The organism is Aquimarina longa SW024, from assembly GCF_001401755.1.
GTDB lineage: Bacteria > Bacteroidota > Bacteroidia > Flavobacteriales > Flavobacteriaceae > Aquimarina > Aquimarina longa.
In genome coordinates this window covers 59,000-80,235 of sequence record NZ_KQ474104.1, presented here as the reverse complement: position 1 = coordinate 80,235, position 21,236 = coordinate 59,000, and the positions used below count along the sequence as shown (strand labels likewise).

Genomic DNA, 21,236 nt, shown 5'->3' with positions numbered 1-21,236 from the left:
GCAGTTTAGCGTGTCAGGAACTGTATTTTTATCTTCTTATACATTAAACGGGCAATTTCTAACGTCTAATGGGCCATTTATCAGAAACCTCTGACAAGCTATTTTTGCTAAGGGTAGTGTATCATAGTCATACGAGGATGCTATAGTAGCGTATCCCTACAATAAGTACTTTATCGAAAAAGAAGCATAGCAGTTGTTTCTTCTATTTCCCTTTACTACTTTAGTCCGATATAATATACATTGCCAATCGTTACTTTTGTTCCTACCCCATAAGTAATTTGGCAATTAGAGAACGGTATAGATAAAGTTGTTACCACTTTATACTAATACATTATTTTTTTATATGATAGCTTATAAGGAGTATACGATCTTAGACATCCATACTATTATCTGCAGTGTAGCGTTACCTATGNACCTAGAGGGGGAATCATTATGGTAACGATTGATCTAGAAAAAAGTACGGATCTATTAGAGTGGATGATAAGCCCTACCCAGACTAAGAGTGGTAAAGTAATTTTTAACCGACACGATGGTATGGGATCATTACTTACTATAGAGTTTAGAGATGCCTATTGTGGTCGACTGGGAGGTCAGTACAATTCAGTAAGTAGTAAGCAGGTACGTATAAAATTAAAAATTTCTGCTCAGAGCATCCTATTTAATGGAGTGACACATACTAATAACTGGCCAACCAAAAGTGCATAATTATGAGTTATACGTGTAATGAAACCCTAGAGGAGTTAGATGGTGTTCTTAGCGAGGCACTGAATAGAGCAGCCCGATATAGCAATAGCAGTGGTTCTGGTAGTGCAGCCCAGTTAGCACATGCATTCGAACGAGAGATAGATGCCACCCGCACTCAGCTATCAGAAGCTTTATATAAGGTAGATCTGGCAATGCATGGCTATGATGATAGTGTCTCCCGAAGTGCCTATGAGATGGCAATGGGGGCTATAGATGATCCCAATACCCTATCTGATGAGGAGCTACGCAATCGCTATATCGAGGAGCATAGCAATGGTTATCGTATCTATGATAGGGATAGTCAATCGTGGGTATTATTTTCTAAAAGATCAGAAATTTCTATTACTATAGAGCGTAGTATGGAGAGCGATAATGAGCCTGCGATACATGTCTCTGCCTATGATCCCGAGTATGGCAAACGCCTGTTTTATATCGATCACGAGATTACTAAGCAAGATCTGATGCTGTTAGATAACCTCCGCTGGGGTTCCTTAGAGGAGGATTGGCGAGAGATGCAGTACCAGAGTCCTTTTCTGGGGATTGTAAAATCGGGATCAGGTATGGTAGGTAAGAGTGCTGGTACACTTAATGCCTATTTTATGACCCAGCATTACAATCACTCGTTTTTAAATATGCAAGGACTACCGGGGATACAATGGAAAAGCCTAGATGGCGGATGGCATAGCTACCAAGAGATCTTAGAAGCAAAAAATGGTTTTGTACGCCAAAGCCTTAAAACCAGCCACCACTGGGCAAAAGTAAGAGGGGATAAGGCAAAACCGTTTTCTCCAAAAATTGGGAAAATTTGCTTTGGGATTTCTGTAGCGATTTCTGGATATAATATAATTGATGCTTTGGATAGAAATGATTCTAATAAATGGGGAGTAGTTGGAAAAAACGCACTAGATATTACGATGGGAGTTATAGCCTTTGTCCCAGGGTTTGGCTGGGCAATCTCTGGCACTTATTTTTTGATGAGTATGGGAGGGGTATTTGGCGACTGGGGTCAGCCTAGTGGGTATACCCCTAATGAGTTGGATAGAAAGATTACAGAAGATTGGGCGAGAGCCCATAAAAAGTATTATAGTTCAGAATTTGATGTTTTATATAGTAAACCTATGGATCAGATGCGTCTAGAGATGCTACAAGAGAGCAGGGAGTTTGCCAGAGATAATACTTATGTAACGCCTAGAGTGATTTATAAACAAAATACATTTTAATCTATGAGTAACTGGTTAGATAGAGTACGCGCTCCTAAATATCTACGGTATTTTTTTTATATCGCTTATAGTTGGTATCGACCCTATAAAAGTGATCGATCTGATGCACATTTTAATTCGATTGTTTTTTTAGCTACAATTCATATTTTAGTTCTTTTATCGATTATATCTATTTTTTTTAGGACATATTTTTTAGAAAGATTAGATAAAAGCACAGCAATAGGATTGGTAGTTATAGTTATTGGGGTTATTCATTATATACTTTTTTTTAAAAATAAAAAGTGGAAATCTTATATCGAGGAGTTTAGTCATTTAAAGAAAAAAGATCGAAGAAGAGGCACTCTTTATTTATTGACTTATTTATTTATAATAATTCTATTTTTTATTTTTTCTTGTTGGATGATTATGCAAACTTCTCCTCATTATAAATAGATAGAAAGATTACAGAAGATTTTGAACGATTTAAAGAAACACATTTTAATCTATGAGTAACTGGTTAGAAGAGGTACGTCCACCTAAATATCTACGGTATTTTTTTTATATCGCTTATAGTTGGTATCGACCCTATAAAAGTGAACGTTCAGAAGCACATTATACATCAATTATAATTTTGGGGGTATCAAAAGGATTATTGTTATTAATTTTTCTCAATATTTTTTACACAAATCAGTTATATGGGAATGCTAATGAAAATGGGGTAATATTCCTTATTTGTTTTGTAATTTTTTTATTTTTTTACTTTTTTTTTCTTTATAAGAAAAAATGGAAAAGTCATATTGATGAATTTAATCATTTAAATAGAAAAGATAGAAGGAGAGGAACTCTTTATTTATTTCTTTATTTCTTTATTATTCTTTTGATCTTATTGCCATTAAGTTTTTATTTTGTAATAAAAAACTCACCACATTATACTTAGACTATATTAAAATATATAAAATGACATAAGAATGTAACGATTGGGCGAGAGCCCATAAAAAGTATTATAGTTCAGAATTTGATGTTTTATATAGTAAACCTATGGATCAGATGCGTCTAGAGATGCTACAAGAGAGCAGGGAGTTTGCTAGAGATAATACTTATGTAACGCCTAGAGTGATTTATAAACAAAATACATTTTAATCTATGAGTAACTGGTTAGATAGAGCACGTCCACCAAAATATCTGCGGTGTTTTTTTTATATTGTATACTCTTTTTATAGATCGTATAAAAGTGAACGTAAAGAAGCTCCAGTGACTGCTATTTTATTTTTAGCTTTTTGTCATATGTTCTTTTTTTTAGGAGTATTTATCTTTTTATATTCTTTTTATATAAACACACTAAATTTAAATGATATACAGACTGAATATAAATTGGATTCATATTTGAAATTAACATTTTTATGTGGTTTTACTTTAAATTGTATTTTTTTCTATTATGGTTTTTATTCTAATCGAAAATGGGAGTCGTATATTATAGAGTTTAGTCATCTAAAGAAAAAAGATAGAAGAAAAAAAGCTATTCATTTATTTATTTATTTACTTATTATGATGCTTTTTTTTATTTCTTCTGGTTGGATGATCATGCAAACCTCCCCTTATTATAAATAGATAGAAAGATTACAGAAGATTTTGAACGATTTAAAGAAATACATTTTAATCTATGAGTAACTGGTTAGATAGAGTACGTCCACCTAAATACTTACGGTATTTTTTTTATATCGTACACTCTTTTTATAGATCGTATAAAAGCGAACGTAAAGAAGCCCCAGTAACAACAATTTTATTTTTAGCTTTTTTTCATATGATAGGTTTGTTCTCTTTCATATTTATTTTTTTTAGTAATTATTTTTTTGAAAAAATTGATGGAAATATAGGCGCGTTTATCATTGTATTTATAATTGGTTTGAGTCATTACATTTTATTTTATAAAAAAGAAAAATGGAAGTTTTATTTAATAGAGTTTGAACATTTAAAGAAGAAAGATAGAAGAAAAGGAGCTGTTTATTTATTCATCATAATAATATTACTGATTTTTTCTGGTTGGATAATTATGCAAACGTCTCCTTATTATAAGTAGATAGAAAGATTACAGAAGATTTTGAACGATTTAAAGAAATACATTTTAATCTATGAGTAACTGGTTAGATAGAGTACGCGCTCCTAAATATCTACGGTATTTTTTTTATATCGCTTATAGTTGGTATCGACCCTATAAAAGTGATCGATCTGATGCACATTTTAATTCGATTGTTTTTTTAGCTACTTTTCATGGCTTGTTATTTCTAATGTTAACTTATTTTTTTAAGGACTTTTTTTTTCCGTATGTTAGTTTAAATGATAATCTTGAATCATACTATAAAAGAGACCCTTATGATGAACCAATTTTATATGGCTCAATATTGTTTACTGGAGCTTTATTTTATTTTATTTTTTTGTACCAAAAAAAATGGATAAGTTATGTAGACGAGTTTAGTCATTTAAAGAAAAAAGATCGAAGAAGAGGTACTTTTTATTTATTTGTTTATTTAGTTATATGTCTCTTTTTAGCTTTTTCTCCAATAATTTTGGATGAATTGTTTGGGATACAACTTACAGAAAAAAGTGCTTAACCTGTGATGTTAGAGGATATGGTAGAGTGTTAAATTTAGATCAAAGTATTAATTAAGAAGAGTGTATGATTACGTCTAGAGATGTTACAAGAGAGTAGGGAGTTTGCCAGAGATAATACTTATGTAACGCCTAGAGTGATTTATAACCTAATACCTCCTCGATGAAGAGGTATTAGATTAAATATTTAATGTACGGGGTTTAATAGGGATAGTTTTATTTAGCTTTTAGATCTAAAATATATTGTATTTCAGGATCTTTTTCTTGTTTTAGGTAATTGATATATTGAGATAGAGGGATGATACGATCAGGTAAAACTCCATGATTTGTATCAGAGATATCATCAAAATATAGCTCAGCAATAGGGATTCGTACTTTTAGTTTTGTTTTTGGGAGTTTATAGTTTAGAAAATATCCTGCAAATGTAGTGTTTTCATTTCCTCCGGTCTCTAATCCAATCACAGTTCCTCGTTTATATTTTTTGAATAACTTAGCAAAATATACCGCGGCAGAAAAAGTTTGTCCTCCAGTAATGACATAGACCTCTCCTTTAAAGTTGTCTTTATCCGGAGGAAAGTTTTCTAATACGCCTTCTTTTAAACGATCATTTCCGATATATATATTCTCATTTAAATTAAAACGCTGGTATAAGAAATTTTCAAATTCTTCAATTTCATTTTCCCCAGCAGGATTGCCATAATCATTCATTAAATTTTCTGAATTAACTTTTATAGAGCTGACTCGGTAATTAAAAATGTTTTTAAAATTTTGATCAACAATAAAAGAAAATAACAAGGCAGCAATATTAGGGTCACCCCCTGTATTATTTCTAATATCTATTATCACAGTTTGATACCCCTCTATATTTATTGTTTTAAAGAATTTACTATATGATTTGTATGCAGAAGCTTCATTACTATCAAAACTGTTAACAGTCAGTACTCCTGTTTTTTTAGAAGGATAGTAACGACCATGTATGTTCTCTGCAATTTCTAATTGATTTACAGGATGTATTGCAAGCCTATTTCTTCTATAATTTTCATAATAATCTATTGCAGGGATCTGTATTGTTTTTTTTAATCCGGTAATATCATCAATATATTCTATTGAGAATATAGTTGTTTTTGTATGCATAAAATAAGAATATAGAAAAGGGAAGTTAAGGGATACTTGCTCTTCTGTATGTGAGTTAATATACCCATCTCCATGGACATGTTCATTAATTTTTTTTAGAATACTTTTTATAGAAGTACCTTGTATACTACTGATTTGATTACCAAAAGGAATCACTCCGTTTTTATAATTAACAAACATTTTTCCTTCTCTGACCAGTACAGGAAAAGGGAAAAATGAAAACTTCATAATACTATTGTCTATAAATTCTTCTGGAAAATCATACTGTAGATGACCATCTCCAAATCGGTTTAATGCTTGTAGAAATTTTGGATAAGAAGGTTCTTTTTTTAAACGATTAAGAGCTATTCTTTGTTTCTTTTGCTGCTCTTCTTTTGATACATATTTATATGGGTTAGGGTGTTGTGCTTCTATAGTTTTATTTAGAACCTGTAAATCACTAAAATAATCGTCATATGTTAGTTCATTAATTTCTAATTCTTGAGAAAAACTAAACTGAATAAGTAATAAAGTACCGAAGAGTATCTTTGTTTTCATAAACTTGATTTAAAATGATTTTTAGAGCTTTTTTAGCTCAGGTTTTTGAATATTTTGATTGATAATATGAGTGTTTTAAAGGGTAAGAGCTACTAACAGTACTACCTGTTTTAATTTTATTAATTAAATATAGAGTCTAGAGGTATGTAAGATTAGAGTGCCTTTATAATTAGTCATAAGTAGTGGTTTTGGGTTAAAATGATTACCTATATCTTTTAACAACATTTTAATCATGAATTACCCTATTTATCAATGTGATTTTTTTGTTAATTATTAGTAAAACAAAAAGTGTGATTTATACTAGTGTTATTGGTTTTTTTAAAGACATTAAATTAAAAACGAATTTCTAACTTATTCTAATTGATAGTTACCTAATTATAGCTTTAGAAGCCTTTATTTATTTAAGTTATAGTAAAATTTGTATCTAGGTATGGGCATTTAATTTGTGTATTTTCACTAGTAAATATAAGGTTGTAATCGATTGTTTTTTGACCATTACCCAGTTAGGGATAGGGCACATTAAAATAATAATTAGTTTACTTTTTTTAAACATCATAAGATTTTTAAAAGAGGTTATTTGCACGCTGAAATTAAGGAGAAACCTGATCCGTAAATTAATTTTATAAATGAGAGCAGATATAAACATGTTTTCGAAAACCCCAAATACAATGAAAAATTTATTTTTAAAAACAACCATCAAGATTCTTTTGTGTTCTATCGTATTTCTATCCTGTACAAGGGATATGGATCTTGTTACAGAAGATTTTACTACAACTAAAGGATTACAAAAAAGTACTCAAAGGTATACTGCAGAAATTCCTATTGGAGGAAATAGTTGGGTAATAAGTGATGTTAAAAACAATGTTATTTTTGATCATGGATTACACAACTGGATAGCGCTAGAGGATGTTATACGAACTTATTTTCATGTAAATAACACCGGAAATGTGAAGCTAGGATTAACGATTAAAGTACCTTCTGGTGTTTCTAAAATCAGAGTATCTTTGGCTGGGCAGTCTAAAGAAATAGTAGTCTCTAATACAGGATACCAGAACATAGATGTAGGCACTTTTAGTATAACAAAAAAAGGGTACAATTACGTAGATATACAAGGGATAGAAAAAACCGGAGTATATATAGGAGATGTCAATACTATTTTGCTAGATAGTGATACGATACAAGATATTTTCTTTGTAAAAGATGATTTTCATTTTGGTAGAAGAGGACCTTCTGTACATTTAGGATATGATTTACCAAAAAATAAGGAGTTTAAAATTTTTCATTCCGAGGTTACAGTACCTTCTGGCAATGATATTGTAGGATCTTATTATATGGTTAATGGTTTTAAAGAAGGCTATTTTGGGATGCAGGTAAATTCTAAAAATGAACGTAGAATTTTGTTTTCTGTTTGGAGTCCTTATACAACAGATGATCCTAATAGTATTCCTGAAGATTACAAAATCAAACTACTCGAAAAAGGAGAAGGTGTTGTTACAGGAAAGTTTGGTAATGAAGGCTCTGGAGGAAAAAGCTATAAAGTTTTTAATTGGAAAACAGAAGTAACGTATAAGTTTCGCTTAGAAGGAAAGCCAAATAGTATAAATAATACAACGGATTATACTGCAAAATTCTTTGATCCAGAAACAAGAGTTTGGTATCTTATAGCTTCTTTTAGAAGACCTTATACGACTACATATCTTCAGAATTTTTATTCTTTTTTAGAAAACTTTGATACTAGTACTGGGAATATATCCAGAAAAGTAAGTCTCTCTAATCAATGGGTACAAGATACTAATGATCAATGGCACAGGATTAACAAAGCAAAGTTTACAGCTGATGCTACTGCTAGAGAAAAATCACGATTAGATTACAGAGGAGGAACTATAGGGAATGCTTTCTTTTTAGAAAACTGCGGTTTTTTTGATGATAACGTTTCTTTAGATCAATACTTTAGTGTACAGTAAAAAAAGAAGATATAATTTAGGTATTTAATAGATATCAATAAAAAATAACTAACTTTTTTACGAATCAGGTTCTTTAATTCTATAGAAGAGACTGAAGTATAAGATTGCTTGTACTTTAGTCTCTTCTTTTTAAAAAATTATTGATCTAAATAATACCAATAGATACATTCTACTCGAATGTAGAGATTAAGATTTCTAAGATTGTAATAGCGGCATCACTTATTTTTGTTCCAGGGCCAAATACAGCTACTGCTCCTGCTTCAAAAAGAAAATCATAATCATCTGGTGGAATTACTCCTCCTACAATAACCATAATATCTTCTCTTCCATATTTTTTTAATTCAGTTACAATTTGGGGAACCAATGTTTTATGTCCTCCTGCTAGAGAAGATACCCCTACAATATGTACGTCATTTTCTACGGCTTGTTTTGCAGCTTCAATTGGGGTTTGGAATAGTGGTCCGATATCTACATCAAAACCTACATCTGCATAACTGGTAGCAACTACTTTTGCTCCACGATCATGACCATCTTGTCCCATTTTAGCAATCATTATTCTAGGTCTTCGCCCTTCTAATTCGGCATATTGATTTGCTAATTCTCTGGCTTTATTAAACGATGCATCGTCTTTTATTTCTTTGGCATACACTCCTGTAAATGATTTTATTTCAGCTTTATATCTTCCGAATTTTTTTTCTAGAGCATCACTAATTTCTCCTAATGTAGCTCTCAATCTTGCAGCTTCTACAGCTAGTGCAAGTAGATTTTGTTGATCATCTGTTGCTGCGATGGTTAAGTTTTGTAATGCTTTTTGTACAGCTTGCTCATCTCTAGAGGCTTTTACTTTGATTAACCCTTCTATTTGCTGGGTTCTTACGGCTTGATTATCTACTTTTAGGGTATTGATAGCCTCTTCTTCTTCTAGTTTATATTTATTAACCCCTATAATTACATCTTGTTCGCTATCAATTCTTGCTTGCTTGCGAGCAGCGGCTTCTTCTATTCGCATTTTTGGGATTCCTGCTTCAATTGCTTTTGTCATTCCCCCAAGTTTTTCAACTTCCTCTATTAATTCCCAAGCTTTTTTAGCAATATCATTAGTTAATGATTCTACGTAGTAGCTTCCTGCCCATGGGTCTACAGTACGAGTTATCTGTGTTTCTTCTTGCAGGTATATTTGTGTATTTCTGGCAATTCTTGCAGAAAAATCAGTAGGCAATGCAATGGCTTCATCTAGGGCATTAGTATGTAAGCTTTGCGTGCCTCCAAAGGCAGCTGCACTAGCTTCAATACAGGTACGTGCGACATTGTTAAAAGGATCCTGAGCAGTGAGACTCCATCCACTAGTCTGACAATGCGTACGTAGCATTAAAGATTTCGGATTTTTAGGGTTGAACTGTTGGATGAGTTTTGCCCATAACATACGAGCAGCACGCATTTTGGCAATTTCCATAAAATGATTCATACCGATTGCCCAGAAAAAAGAAAGACGTGGGGCAAAGGCATCAACATCCATACCTGTCTCGATTCCTTTTCTAATATACTCGAGTCCATCAGCTAGTGTATATGCTAGTTCTATATCACAGGTTGCTCCGGCTTCTTGCATATGATATCCTGAGATACTGATAGGATTAAACTTAGGCATATTCTTAGAGCAATACTTAAAAATATCTCCTATAATACGCATCGATGGAGTAGGGGGATATACGTATGTATTACGTACCATAAACTCCTTTAAAATATCATTTTGTATTGTACCCGATAGTAGGTTCTTGTCTACACCTTGTTCTTCGGCAGCAACAATATAAAACGCCATGATGGGTAGAACTGCTCCATTCATCGTCATAGAAACAGACATCTTATCTAATGGAATTTGATCAAACAAAACCTTCATATCCTCTACTGTATCGATTGCTACTCCTGCCATTCCTACATCACCAAATACACGTTCGTGATCGCTATCATACCCACGGTGTGTAGCGAGGTCAAATGCTACAGATAATCCTTTCTGTCCTGCAGCAAGGTTTCTACGATAAAAAGCATTACTTTCTTCTGCAGTCGAAAATCCTGCATATTGCCGTATGGTCCATGGTCTACGAACGTACATTGTAGAGTAAGGACCCCGCAAATAAGGAGGGATTCCTGCAGAAAAATTGAGATGTGTTACCTCTGTAGTATCTTCTTTAGTATATGAAGACTTAATAGAAACACCTTCTGAGGAGGTAAATGTTGAGGTTTTTACGGTTCTATTGGGTGTCTTTTTTTTTGGTAATTGTATGTGTTGTATGTTTTTTCTATTCATTACTCAAAGCCTCATATATACCAATAAAATAAAATTATTTAGTGTTATTTAATTGGTAGTATTAAAATGATACATTAATAAAGCCATAAAATTAAGGTTTTATTAATGATTATTATCAAAAAAAATAGATTGAGGTCTAAGTTTATTAGTGAATATGATAAAAAAAGGCTCATTAAGTGAGATTTTAATACGTTGTATTTTATGCCTCGATACCAAAAATATTTTTCAGATGGATGCTTCGGGCTTGCTTAGAGGTAGTTTACTTAAAAGCTTTTTCAATAACCATCAAAATAGAGTAGTAGATATCAAAAGCGATAAAATTCTTGACTTCTATAGTCGAGAATTCTTTATCAATAAGGTAGTACACTTTTTGAGAAATTAACGAGGTGCTTACATTTCCATCGTTTTCTAGGGTTGTAATGATTTCTTTAAAGTCATTACTATTACTCGTGTTTTTTAAACATTGAATAAACCCACCTCGATAGTTAAAGATTAGGATTTCTTTTTCATTTTTTTTAGAAGTAGTGGAGGATGTTTTTTTTGTTACCTCTTGGCTCTCATACTCACTTAGCTTAATCCAGAGTGATTTTTTAGTATCTGCATTTTTTTTAAACTCGCGTGCTAATTGTATAGAATTAATAGAAGGGAATTTTCTGAGATCTAATGATAAACTGGCAACTTCTGCTAAGAAAGTTCGATAAGTTTTTATAGAGTCGTTACTAAATTTATAGTAATCAAATAAATCTTTTTCAAAAGAGTTATATGCTTTTTTTATAATACCTGTGTCATCGACTCTTAAGCAGTTGTCAATAGATTGTGAGTAAATAGTATTTACGCAGATTAATAAATAGAGTAATATGGTTCTAGATCCAATCTTAAGGGGCATTGATTTAGATTTAGTAATGTTAATAAATGAACTTAATTGTGTTATATCTGCGTGAAGTTAACAATAAGTTGGTAAATATTAACGTTTTATTAGGCTTTTTTTCTCGATTTCTTCACTTAATCGTTGTTTTATAATGGGTTGGAGTAGTGTTTTTCTTACGTTTTTCTCAATAAATACAGGTTTCTGAAGTTCGGGAATATGTTCTTCGGGGTTTTGGTATTTATTAGTTCCTGTTAGTATAATTTCTTCATCATCGAATAATTCTTGTTCTTTTTTGGAGCTTTCTTTTATTTTTTTCTGAATGATACCTGATTTTAGTTGTTGTAAAAACCCACCACCTTCTTCGATATTTTTAAATAATAGAAGTGCTTTTTCTGCCATCTGAGCTGTTAAACTTTCGATATAATAAGATCCAGAAGCAGGGTTAGATACTAGATCAAAGTAGCTTTCATTTTTTAATATTAATAGTTGATTAAGGGATATTCTGGCTCCAAAATCATTTTCGAGATGATAGATATCATCATAGGGTAGGTTTTGTATAGTATCGGCACCACCTAATATTGCACTCATACACTCTGTGGTAGTACGTAGCATATTTACATTATAATCCAGAATAGTTTTATTTCTATGTGATGGAGACGTTATAATATGACATTCTGGGAGTGTATTGTAGGCTTCGGTTAATGTACTCCATACGATTCTAAGAGCTCTTAATTTTGCAATTTCAAAAAAGTAGTTACCCCCAATTGCGATACTAAATACTATTGGTGTTTTGGTAAAAGGGGAACTTGTTTTATTGTTAAAATGATTTAGGTATTCATTAGCATGGGCTAATCCATATGCTAACTGTTGTACCATGGTAGCACCTGCGTTTTGATATAATCCCATATCAATATGGATGTAACTATTAAGATGAGTTTTTGTAACAATCTCATCTAGTAGTGTATGATCTTCTTTTAGATTGTGATACCAATTTCCGGTACTTGCCAGATTGCCAATGATATCTGTTAGGATATAAATCGTCAGTCCCTTCTCTTTAGCGATGTCGCTTAGTTTTTGAATATAAGTGGGTGAAATAAAATTGGTCTGTATAAAAATATCAATTTTTGTAGTACTGTTTTGTAGTACTATTCTTGGATCAATAGCTTCTTTAGAGATTACAAAATGTAGACTTTCAGCGCCTTTTTTTATAGCTTCTGATGCTTTTTGATGCCCTATGATTGGGTCATCAACTAGTATTTTTACAGCATTTTTCCATGAAGAAGGATGAGATACTGGATTATCTATATTTATTAGATCTTCTTGATGATAGAAAGGCTTGATATCAATGCCTTCTAAAGATTTATAAATTAAAGCTTCATTATAATCAGCTCCTTTAAGATCAAATTGAATTTTTTGTTTCCATTGTTTTGCAGAAACTTCTTCAAAACTTTCAAATAGCGGTTTAGTCATCATTTTCGTTTTTAGGGATACTGTCTTCATATTCGATGATGTATATTTCTTCATCATCTCGTTTCATAAAATATTCTTCTCGAGCAAATTTTTCTAGTTCACTACTATCTTTTAAAACTTTAATATTTTTTTGATCTTTTATAATTTCTTTCACATAATATTCTTTATTATCTTTTAATTCTTGGATTTCTTGATCCAATTCTCTATGAATTAACCAAGAATTCGTATCCAGAAACAGCATCCAGATTATAAATAGAAAAATAATAAGAACATATTTATTTAAAAATATGGCAAACACAGGTATTAATGCCGGTGTATTTTTTAGTTTCTGAAAATAGTGCTTTAGCTTCAATCTATTAGAAAATATAGTGATGTAAAGGTACAAAAGTTAATCTAAGCGTTCTTTAATAATTGTACGTACAATATCAATAGCGACATTATTATAGTTATTGTTAGGTATAATAAGATCAGCAAATTCTTTGGTTGGGTCTATGAATTGTTGGTGCATCGGTTTTAATGTATTTTGATATCGATCTATAACCTCATCAATATCCCTACCGCGCTCAGAAATATCTCTTTTTAATCTTCGTATTAGTCGTTCATCACTATCGGTTTGTACATATATTTTGATATCAAACATATCTCTAATTAGAGGATTGGTAAGGATCAAAATTCCTTCTACAATAATAACTTTGCTAGGTGTTGTTGGGATGGTCTGGTGAGTACGGTTATGATCTACAAACGAGTATACAGGTTGTTCTATAGTTTCTCCTTTTCTTAGCGCGATTAGATGTGTTCCTAGTAAGTCAAAATCTATAGATTGTGGGTGATCAAAGTTTATTTTTACTCTTTCTTCATAAGTAAGATGGCTGGTATCTTTATAGTAGGAGTCTTGTGAAATGACACATACTTCATCTTCTGGCAATTCGTTTACAATTTGATTAACAACGGTGGTTTTACCACAACCTGTTCCTCCGGCTATTCCTATAATGAGCATTTTCTGTTTTTTTTTGGCAAATTTAAAGATTGTTTTTGAGTTTTAAAGAGAATGTGGTTTTTGAGTTTTGGAGTAATTGAAGATAAAAGTTTTAGAATTATAAAACAGTAAAATATTAAAACAATATTTTAAAAGAATAATTTTGGGAACAAAAACGCCTATTAGATCAAAAGAACTTTTTGTTTCATTATTAAGATGGGTAATGGTTAGTATCAATATTAAAAATTAAATTGATTATAATTATCAAATTAAATATTTATTACATTACTTTATCTTAGTATAAGATGAGAATATTTTTTTTTGAGCATATCCTATTAAATTATAAATAAATGTCTATCTGATTATTGTAAAATATGAGTCAAAATTATAAAGATCATATAGAAGAGATAATGAAATTTGTATATCATTATGATCTAAGCGTTGCTTGGTGTAAAGCAGTGAGTATTGATGTACTAACTACTAAGTGGCTCAATGAAGAGGAACAAGAAGGGATGAATAGTTACATAAATATGCCAGATGCAATAGAAACTCATATACGACTTAGAGATTGTTTTTTAAAGAAATTAAAGTATTGTACACCAGAGACTACGCCTTATTATGATCTCTTAGATGGTTATTGGGAACTTGCAGAACATAAAGCGCATGAAATAGTACTTCATCAAATGATTTCAAAATCTATAAAAGAAATTAAAGAAAGACAGCATTATAATCGTAATGAAATTAGCTGTTTGTTATCCAGGTTAAATATAAAAACACTTGATGGTCTTTATGCAAAAGATCCCTTGATAAAAAAACAAGTTAATGATTTTTTTAAATCAGAAACAGTATCATATGATTATAATGGAAAGAGCATTATAAATTTTGAAGATTATAGCTATCTTCAAAAACTATTTTTAGGACAATTATTTGATATAAAACACACTCGTTTTTTTATTAATAATACTCCAGAAGGACTTGATGATGTAGCTCCAGTTTCTGCGATAATAGGAGTAGATCGTAATATAATATGTATGATCTGGCTCGATGATTAAATTTTATATCAGTGATGATCTAAATTGATTATAAAAACATAAGTTTTACGAAGGTTCAAAAATAACTCCAGAAGAAGAATTTTTATTAGCACCAGTAACGGATCTTAGACAATTTGTTTCATTTCTAGCTCGTAATACTCCCATAAATGCAAAAATAAGCGCTTCTTTAAAATCTATAAGATCTTCTGAGGGCACTATAACAGTAGCGTAGCCCTCTAGTTTTTGTTGTAGTATCTCAATAAGAAATTTATTTTTTGCTCCTCCACCAGTTACTAATAGAGAAGCATTTTTTATTGTAGTTTTTTTAATAGTATTAGTAATCTGATCTGCAATATGGTGTACTACTGTATGTAACAGGTTTTCTACAGAGTCTTGAGTAGTGTCTATGATAGGAATCATGGTTTTTATAAACCATTCATATCCTAAAGATTTAGGGTAGGGTAGAGTATAGTATGCTAAACCATTTAGGGTGTTTAATAGTGCAGTATTTAATGTGCCTGTTCTGGCGATTTCTCCACCTTTGTCATATATTTTTCCTATGGTATTGCAGATATAATTAAGAGCCATATTTGCAGGAGAAATATCATAGGCTATCCTTTTTCCATTGGTAACAAAAGAAATATTACTAATCCCTCCGAGATTAAGGCAAAAATTATAATGACTAAATAATAATTGATCTCCTATAGGTACAAGAGGAGCACCTTGCCCTCCTAGAGCTACATCATTAGTTCTAAAATCGCAAATCACTTTTTGACTACAGGTATTAGCTAAATGTTGCCCAGATCCTATTTGATAGGTAAGCCCAATCTCTGGTTGATGAAAAACAGTATGACCATGACTAGCGATAAAATCTACTTGTAAATGATGTGTAGTGATGAATTTTTTTACCTGAACACCTAACCAGCTTCCGTATTGATTATGAAAGGCTAATAAAGCTGTAGGGGTCATAGTAATTGTACTTTGTAACTTCTCTTTAAAAGAAGCTTTATAATCAATACTATCTTTATTAAGAATAGCATATGTCCAGAGGTTATTTTTCTTTTCGAAATAACAACAGGCAATGTCTAAACCGTCTAATGAGGTTCCTGACATTAAGCCGATTACGGTGTATTGGTTTTTTATAGGTATCATATAGGAAGTTGTATAGGCGATATGCCAATAGCTTGATGTACTCCAAGAAAGTGAGTAGCAGCTACTTGTTGAAAAGTATCAAAACTTTGATACGAAAGTACTATGTTTTTAATATGTTTAGTTGGTAATATTTGTAATACATAGGGATTGCCAAATAGATATAGCATTACATTTTTTGTTTTACTTAATTCAGTAATCATTTGTAATAGCTCTGGTACAATACCAAATTTATGCATTGGTTTTATAGAAGGAGGAAATAGGGCAATAAGGATATTAGTACTAGAAAAATCTGTAGAAATATCTGTAGTAATTTTATTAAAACGTCTAAACTTTTCAATTTCTTTAAAAAATATACAATCCTTTGTATTTCCAATAGCTATAGCTTCAAAATCCTCGGTAATAAATTTTTGAAAACTTTCTTTATCTATTTGGTAATGTGTTAGCGATGTTTTAGCGATATCAAGATTTATGGAGGCTGTTTTTTCAAAACTTAAAGTATGGTCAGAAGTAGTTTCTTTGGATGTATTTTCTTTTAATTTTTGTATCCTGCTAACGCTTTCTTCAATTTGTTGATCAGTTGCATTTTTCTCTATAGTACGAATTCCTTCTTCTACATGTTCTGCAAAACAGAGGATATCATTACCAGCATCAAATGCTTTCCATTCTAGTATTCCTTTTTCGGGATATAGTTTAGAAACACTATGCATATTAAGGGCATCTGATATAACGACACCTTTAAATCCTAATTCTTTTCGTAGTATTCCTTGGATAATTTCTTTTGATAAAGTAGCAGAAATACTTTTTCCTTTTGATAAAGAAGGAACTGCCAGATGCCCTATTAATATACTATCGATTCCTGAAGCGATTGCTTTTATAAATGGATATAGCTCTTGATCATATAGCTCTTGTTTAGATTTAGTGATTATAGGAAGTCCCAAATGCGAATCCACTTCTGTATCGCCATGCCCAGGAAAATGCTTAAAACAACCTAATATTCCTGATGCTTTTAACCCATTATAAAATGCAAGAGACTGATCAGTAACTTGTTTTTTATGCTCTCCAAAAGAACGATATCCAATTACAGGGTTATTAGGATTGGTATTTATATCTGCTACAGGAGCCAGATTAAGATGAATCCCTATATTTTTTAAATCATATCCTATTTGTTTCCCTACATTATAGATTAGTTCTGTATGCTTACTAGGGATTGCACCCAGAGTAATAGCATAAGGATATTGTGGAGTATTCTCTGCTCGCATTGCCAAGCCCCATTCTGCATCAATACTTATTAATAGAGGAGTAGAAGATAGACTTTGATAGTGTGTAATGAGTTCGGCAAGTCGTTTAGAACTATCTTCATTTCTAATAACTTTTTTCTTTCCTTCAAAATTAGTAGCCGCACTAGCTCTACTATGAAAAAAAGTAAGACCTCCTACTTTATAATCTAATATTAATTTTTCAATTGCTTTTACTTCCTGATCTGTATCATTTATAAATGCTGCAGGACAGAAAAGCTGACCTATTTTTTCGATTTTTGATAGTTTAGGCATATGCATTGTTTGAGTGGGGCTTTCCATTATTTAATTTCTATCTTTTTTTCCATAATTTTCAGGATATTGAATATATCGAGATAGTATCAATACAGGAATTACAGCAATAACTACCCATATAAAAAAACCGGTATATCCAATAATTTGCTGAATAAAACCGCTAACCATACCTGGTAACATCATCCCTAGTGCCATAAACCCTGTTGCAATAGCATAATGAGAAGTTTTAGAAACTCCCTCTGCGATATAGATTAAAAACATCAAAAAGGCAGCGAATCCAAACCCATATCCAAATTGTTCTATAACGACGACTATAGTAGCAAATACAATAGAAGAAGGTTGCCAGAACGCTAATAAAACATACAATACATTAGGGAGATTTAGTGCTAGAATCATAGGGAGCATCCATTTTTTTAATCCATGCATAGAAATGACAATACCTCCTAAAATACCTCCAATAGTTAACGCAATAACTCCAAAAGTACCATATATAGTACCAACCTCTGTAGTGGATAGCGCTAATCCACCATCTTTTATATGATCTAATAAAAAGGGGGATGCCATTTTTACTAATTGGGATTCTCCTAATCGATATACAAGGATAAAAGCGAGGGCAATACCGATTTGTTTCTTTTGAAAAAATGTTTTAAAAACACTTAAGAAATCTATTTTTTCTACTTTAGAAGCAGTATCCTTTTCTTCTATTTTTGGAGTGGTAAAGAGATTTAGCAGCGTTAATATAATCATAAAAGTTGCCGTAATAATCATGGTATATGACCACGCTGTTTGATGATTGCCATATTGGTTTTCTAAAAAACCAGCGAGTACTACAATTAACCCTTGTCCTGTTATCATTGCTAGACGATAAAATGTGCTTCGTACACCTAAGAAAAAAGATTGTTTTTTTTCTGAAAGACTAATTAAATAAAATCCATCAGATGCAATATCATTGGTAGCTGATGCAAAGGCAGCAATCCAAAAAAATGAAAGACTCAAAACAAAGAAATTAGTAGTGGGAATTGTTAAACCTACTACTAAAAATGCTATTGCGATAATCAATTGCATTCCCAGAAACCAACGACGCTTGGTACTTTTAATATCTACAAAAGGACTCCATAAGGGTTTTACTACCCAGGGTAAGTAAAGCCAGCTAGTATATAATCCAATAGCGGCATTACTAATTCCTAATTTTTTATACATTATTACAGAAACAGTACTAATAATGATATAAGGTAATCCTTCGGTAAAATATAAAGAAGGAACCCAAGCCCAAGCATTTTTGTCTTTATTTGATGCTGTCATGAATTGTTTTTATAGTAAGTAAGATACTCACAAATTATTAGTATTACTGAGTTTTTATATTTTATCAATATAATCAAGTTCAAGTTTATCCGGATCTATTTCGGGTATAGATTTTTTATAAAAAAAGTCAATAATCTGATTTTCAAGGTATGAATTGATTTTGTCGATTTCTTTTTCTTCAATCATAATAAAAACATTCATAGCTTCTATTTTTTTAAATTCTGTAATGAATTTATCTGGTTTTTTAACAGCATCCATGCCGTTATATCGTTCAATTATTTTCTTCATCCAACGATGACTAACTAATTTTATTTGACTGTCATGGAGTTCTTTTTGTAAGAAGCCTATTTTTTGGACATTATTTTTATCTTCTTTTTGAGTTCGATCTAGTATTCTTTTGGCTTTTGTATATTGCCTTTCGAATTTAAAATCGAGACGTCGCATGTCTTGTTTTAGGTTTTGGATAACTTCATAGACAGCATTATCATATAGTATTAAGAACTTCTCATAAGCATACAAGGCATCAAGAAATATGATGGCACGTTTTCGGTATAATCTTGGTATAGGCTGCTCTTTTACTTTTTTAAATAAAGTATTGAGTACAGTCTGTTTTTCTTTAGGAATATTTATAAACCAAGAATTATTTTTTAATGTTCTTAATTGTGTAGTGATCTCTACTCTTGTACCTTTATAGGTATTGGATTTATAACTAAATCGATATCTATTAGGACTAGCGCTTTCTCTTTGTTGAGCATAACTCTGATATATGATTAGGAATACAAGAATGGATGTTAAAAATTTCATATATCGAGCTTGTTTAATAACAGCTTTTTTTAGAGTTATACTATAATAAAGTAATCATAACGTAATATATGCTTCTATTGTTATATAACAAAAAGAGGAGTCTTATATAATTTTTCATTTAGATCATGTTATATAATTTTTTAAGGAATACCAGATATAATATTACACCGTATAGCTCCATATTTAATATAAAACTTAGTACTAAAAGGTAAAGAACAGAACTTAACAGAAATGTTTCAGAATTTTAAAAAAGTTAATCTGTAGCTTTGTATTATCAATTAAACCTTTCAATGTACCTAAAAACGGACAAGTAGATTTTAGAAAACGTAGAGGTTTAGTTGATGTAACATCATATAGTTCAATTAAACCATGTTTCCCTCAATGAAACTTCTCCATACTGCAGATTGGCATTTAGGACATCGCTTGCACGAGCACTCCCAATATAAAGAACAATTACTATTTTTAGAATGGTTGACTACCCAGATTGATCTACATAAAATAGATATTCTATTAATTTCTGGAGATATCTATGATACAGGAGTACCCTCTACCCAAAGTCAAAAAATGTATTATGATTTTCTAATCAATTTACAACAGACTAACTGTAGTCATGTCGTAATTACAGGAGGAAACCATGATGCACCTGGTACTATCAATGCTCCTAAAGCATTATTACAAGCTTTATCGGTGCATGTAGTGGGTAAAGCTACAGAAAATATTGAAGATGAGGTTTTAGAGCTTACCGTAGGAGAAGAACAAATTATTATTGCAGCTGTTCCTTATCTACGAGATCAGGATATCAGACGTGCAGTAGCAGGAGAAACCTTTGATCAAGTTACGGATCGTTATAAAGCAGCTTTGGTAAATCATTATGCAGCAGCAGCTACTTATTGCAAAACATTAGCAAAAGAAAATACTCCGATTATAGCCATGGGACACTTATTTGCGATTGGGGGATCGACATCAGATAGTGAGCAAAATATCTATGTAGGTACCCTAGGGCATATTGGAGCAGAAGATTTTCCTAAAACCTTTGATTATGTAGCGCTAGGACATTTACATCGCCCTCAGATTGTAGGAGATTATACCCATATTCGGTATTCGGGATCTCCCAATATTCTTAGTTTTAGTGAAATCGGATACGATAAGAAAGTTATTGTACTAGAGACTCAAAACAATATAATTAAAGATATAGAAGAGGTAACTGTACCTACATTTAGAAAAATACTGAGAGTAAAAGGTACTATAGAAGAATGTATCGCTAAACTACAAGAAATTAATACGAGTGCCGATATCCTAACCACATGGGTAGAGGTAGTATTAGATAAGAATTTAGGTATTCGGGCAGATCATTCAGAAATAACTAAGGCTGTAGAACATAGTAATTTTAAGGTGTTAAAAATAACTGTGAAAGACCAACGTACAATAAAAGGATTAGAACAGCTCATTGATTATTCGCAATCTGTAAAGGAATTATCTCCTATAGAAGTATTTAAAAAGAAATGCGAAGAAGAGGAAGTAGATCTAAAAGAGCATCCAGATCTTTTGGATGCATTTCAGGAAATTGTACAAATCGTTAAAGAACAATAAGTATAG

Annotated in this window: 19 protein-coding genes; 9 read left to right on the top strand and 10 right to left on the bottom strand. The window is 31.5% G+C overall.

What is annotated here, in order from left to right:
• Window positions 1-413: 413 nt before the first annotated feature.
• The 6 genes from tssD to N456_RS19330 all read left to right on the top strand — a co-directional run.
• A partial coding sequence (gene tssD / locus N456_RS25455; RefSeq protein WP_420834732.1) for a type VI secretion system tube protein TssD occupies window positions 414-705 on the top strand: 292 nt, incomplete at its 5' end.
• 2 nt (window positions 706-707) lie between these two features.
• Complete coding sequence (locus tag N456_RS19355) at window positions 708-1,964, top strand: hypothetical protein (RefSeq protein ID WP_062060768.1); 1,257 nt, start codon at window positions 708-710, stop codon at window positions 1,962-1,964.
• A gap of 3 nt (window positions 1,965-1,967) precedes the next feature.
• Window positions 1,968-2,396, top strand: a complete 429-nt coding sequence (locus N456_RS19350; protein ID WP_062060765.1) for a hypothetical protein — start codon at window positions 1,968-1,970, stop codon at window positions 2,394-2,396.
• A gap of 690 nt (window positions 2,397-3,086) precedes the next feature.
• Window positions 3,087-3,551, top strand: coding sequence for a hypothetical protein (locus tag N456_RS19340; RefSeq protein WP_062060761.1), 465 nt, complete (start codon window positions 3,087-3,089; stop codon window positions 3,549-3,551).
• Between the two features lie 52 nt (window positions 3,552-3,603).
• Window positions 3,604-4,020, top strand: coding sequence for a hypothetical protein (locus N456_RS19335; protein ID WP_062060759.1), 417 nt, complete (start codon window positions 3,604-3,606; stop codon window positions 4,018-4,020).
• Window positions 4,021-4,072: 52 nt separating this feature from the next.
• Window positions 4,073-4,552 carry a hypothetical protein gene (locus tag N456_RS19330; RefSeq protein WP_062060757.1) on the top strand — a complete coding sequence of 160 codons (480 nt, stop codon included), beginning with the start codon at window positions 4,073-4,075 and terminating at the stop codon, window positions 4,550-4,552.
• 214 nt (window positions 4,553-4,766) lie between these two features.
• On the opposite strand, the gene N456_RS19325 is transcribed toward N456_RS19330, so the two are convergent.
• Window positions 4,767-6,221 (bottom strand): S41 family peptidase, encoded by a 1,455-nt coding sequence (locus N456_RS19325; RefSeq protein ID WP_062060755.1) that lies wholly within the window; start codon window positions 6,219-6,221, stop codon window positions 4,767-4,769.
• 668 nt (window positions 6,222-6,889) lie between these two features.
• On the opposite strand from N456_RS19325, the gene N456_RS19320 reads away from it, so the two are divergent.
• The gene (locus tag N456_RS19320; protein ID WP_158447937.1) at window positions 6,890-8,185 is read left to right on the top strand and encodes a DUF3472 domain-containing protein; all 1,296 of its coding nucleotides are present in this window, start codon (window positions 6,890-6,892) and stop codon (window positions 8,183-8,185) included.
• Between the two features lie 169 nt (window positions 8,186-8,354).
• On the opposite strand, the gene scpA is transcribed toward N456_RS19320, so the two are convergent.
• The 5 genes from scpA to udk form a co-directional block, all read right to left on the bottom strand.
• Window positions 8,355-10,487 (bottom strand): methylmalonyl-CoA mutase, encoded by a 2,133-nt coding sequence (gene scpA / locus N456_RS19315; RefSeq protein WP_062060752.1) that lies wholly within the window; start codon window positions 10,485-10,487, stop codon window positions 8,355-8,357.
• Window positions 10,488-10,746: 259 nt separating this feature from the next.
• A complete protein-coding gene (locus tag N456_RS19310) occupies window positions 10,747-11,373 on the bottom strand; it encodes a hypothetical protein (protein WP_062060749.1) in 627 nt (208 codons plus the stop codon).
• A 78-nt stretch (window positions 11,374-11,451) separates the two neighbouring features.
• Window positions 11,452-12,855, bottom strand: a complete 1,404-nt coding sequence (locus N456_RS19305) for a methylmalonyl-CoA mutase subunit beta (protein WP_240315561.1) — start codon at window positions 12,853-12,855, stop codon at window positions 11,452-11,454.
• Entirely contained in the window at window positions 12,818-13,177 is a 360-nt protein-coding gene (locus N456_RS19300; RefSeq protein ID WP_420834731.1) for an FtsB family cell division protein, read from the bottom strand. Before N456_RS19300 ends, N456_RS19305 begins: the two co-directional genes overlap by 38 nt.
• 36 nt (window positions 13,178-13,213) lie before the next feature.
• Window positions 13,214-13,822 (bottom strand): uridine kinase, encoded by a 609-nt coding sequence (gene udk, locus N456_RS19295; RefSeq protein WP_062060741.1) that lies wholly within the window; start codon window positions 13,820-13,822, stop codon window positions 13,214-13,216.
• 353 nt (window positions 13,823-14,175) lie between these two features.
• Here udk and N456_RS19290 point away from each other — a divergent pair, with 353 nt between their 5' ends.
• Window positions 14,176-14,853, top strand: coding sequence for a hypothetical protein (locus N456_RS19290; RefSeq protein WP_062060738.1), 678 nt, complete (start codon window positions 14,176-14,178; stop codon window positions 14,851-14,853).
• Between the two features lie 45 nt (window positions 14,854-14,898).
• Here the strand turns inward: N456_RS19290 and N456_RS19285 are convergent, their stop codons facing one another.
• From N456_RS19285 to N456_RS19270, 4 genes are read right to left on the bottom strand one after another with little or no spacing between them, the layout of a single operon-like run.
• Window positions 14,899-15,984, bottom strand: a complete 1,086-nt coding sequence (locus tag N456_RS19285) for an anhydro-N-acetylmuramic acid kinase (RefSeq protein ID WP_062060736.1) — start codon at window positions 15,982-15,984, stop codon at window positions 14,899-14,901.
• Window positions 15,981-17,561 carry a glycoside hydrolase family 3 protein gene (locus N456_RS19280; protein WP_205410287.1) on the bottom strand — a complete coding sequence of 527 codons (1,581 nt, stop codon included), beginning with the start codon at window positions 17,559-17,561 and terminating at the stop codon, window positions 15,981-15,983. Before N456_RS19280 ends, N456_RS19285 begins: the two co-directional genes overlap by 4 nt.
• A 3-nt stretch (window positions 17,562-17,564) precedes the next feature.
• Window positions 17,565-18,836, bottom strand: a complete 1,272-nt coding sequence (locus N456_RS19275) for an MFS transporter (RefSeq protein WP_062060734.1) — start codon at window positions 18,834-18,836, stop codon at window positions 17,565-17,567.
• A gap of 54 nt (window positions 18,837-18,890) precedes the next feature.
• Entirely contained in the window at window positions 18,891-19,640 is a 750-nt protein-coding gene (locus tag N456_RS19270) for a hypothetical protein (protein ID WP_062060731.1), read from the bottom strand.
• A 381-nt stretch (window positions 19,641-20,021) separates the two neighbouring features.
• Here N456_RS19270 and N456_RS19265 point away from each other — a divergent pair, with 381 nt between their 5' ends.
• The gene (locus tag N456_RS19265) at window positions 20,022-21,230 is read left to right on the top strand and encodes an exonuclease SbcCD subunit D C-terminal domain-containing protein (protein ID WP_062061149.1); all 1,209 of its coding nucleotides are present in this window, start codon (window positions 20,022-20,024) and stop codon (window positions 21,228-21,230) included.
• Window positions 21,231-21,236 lie beyond the last annotated feature (6 nt).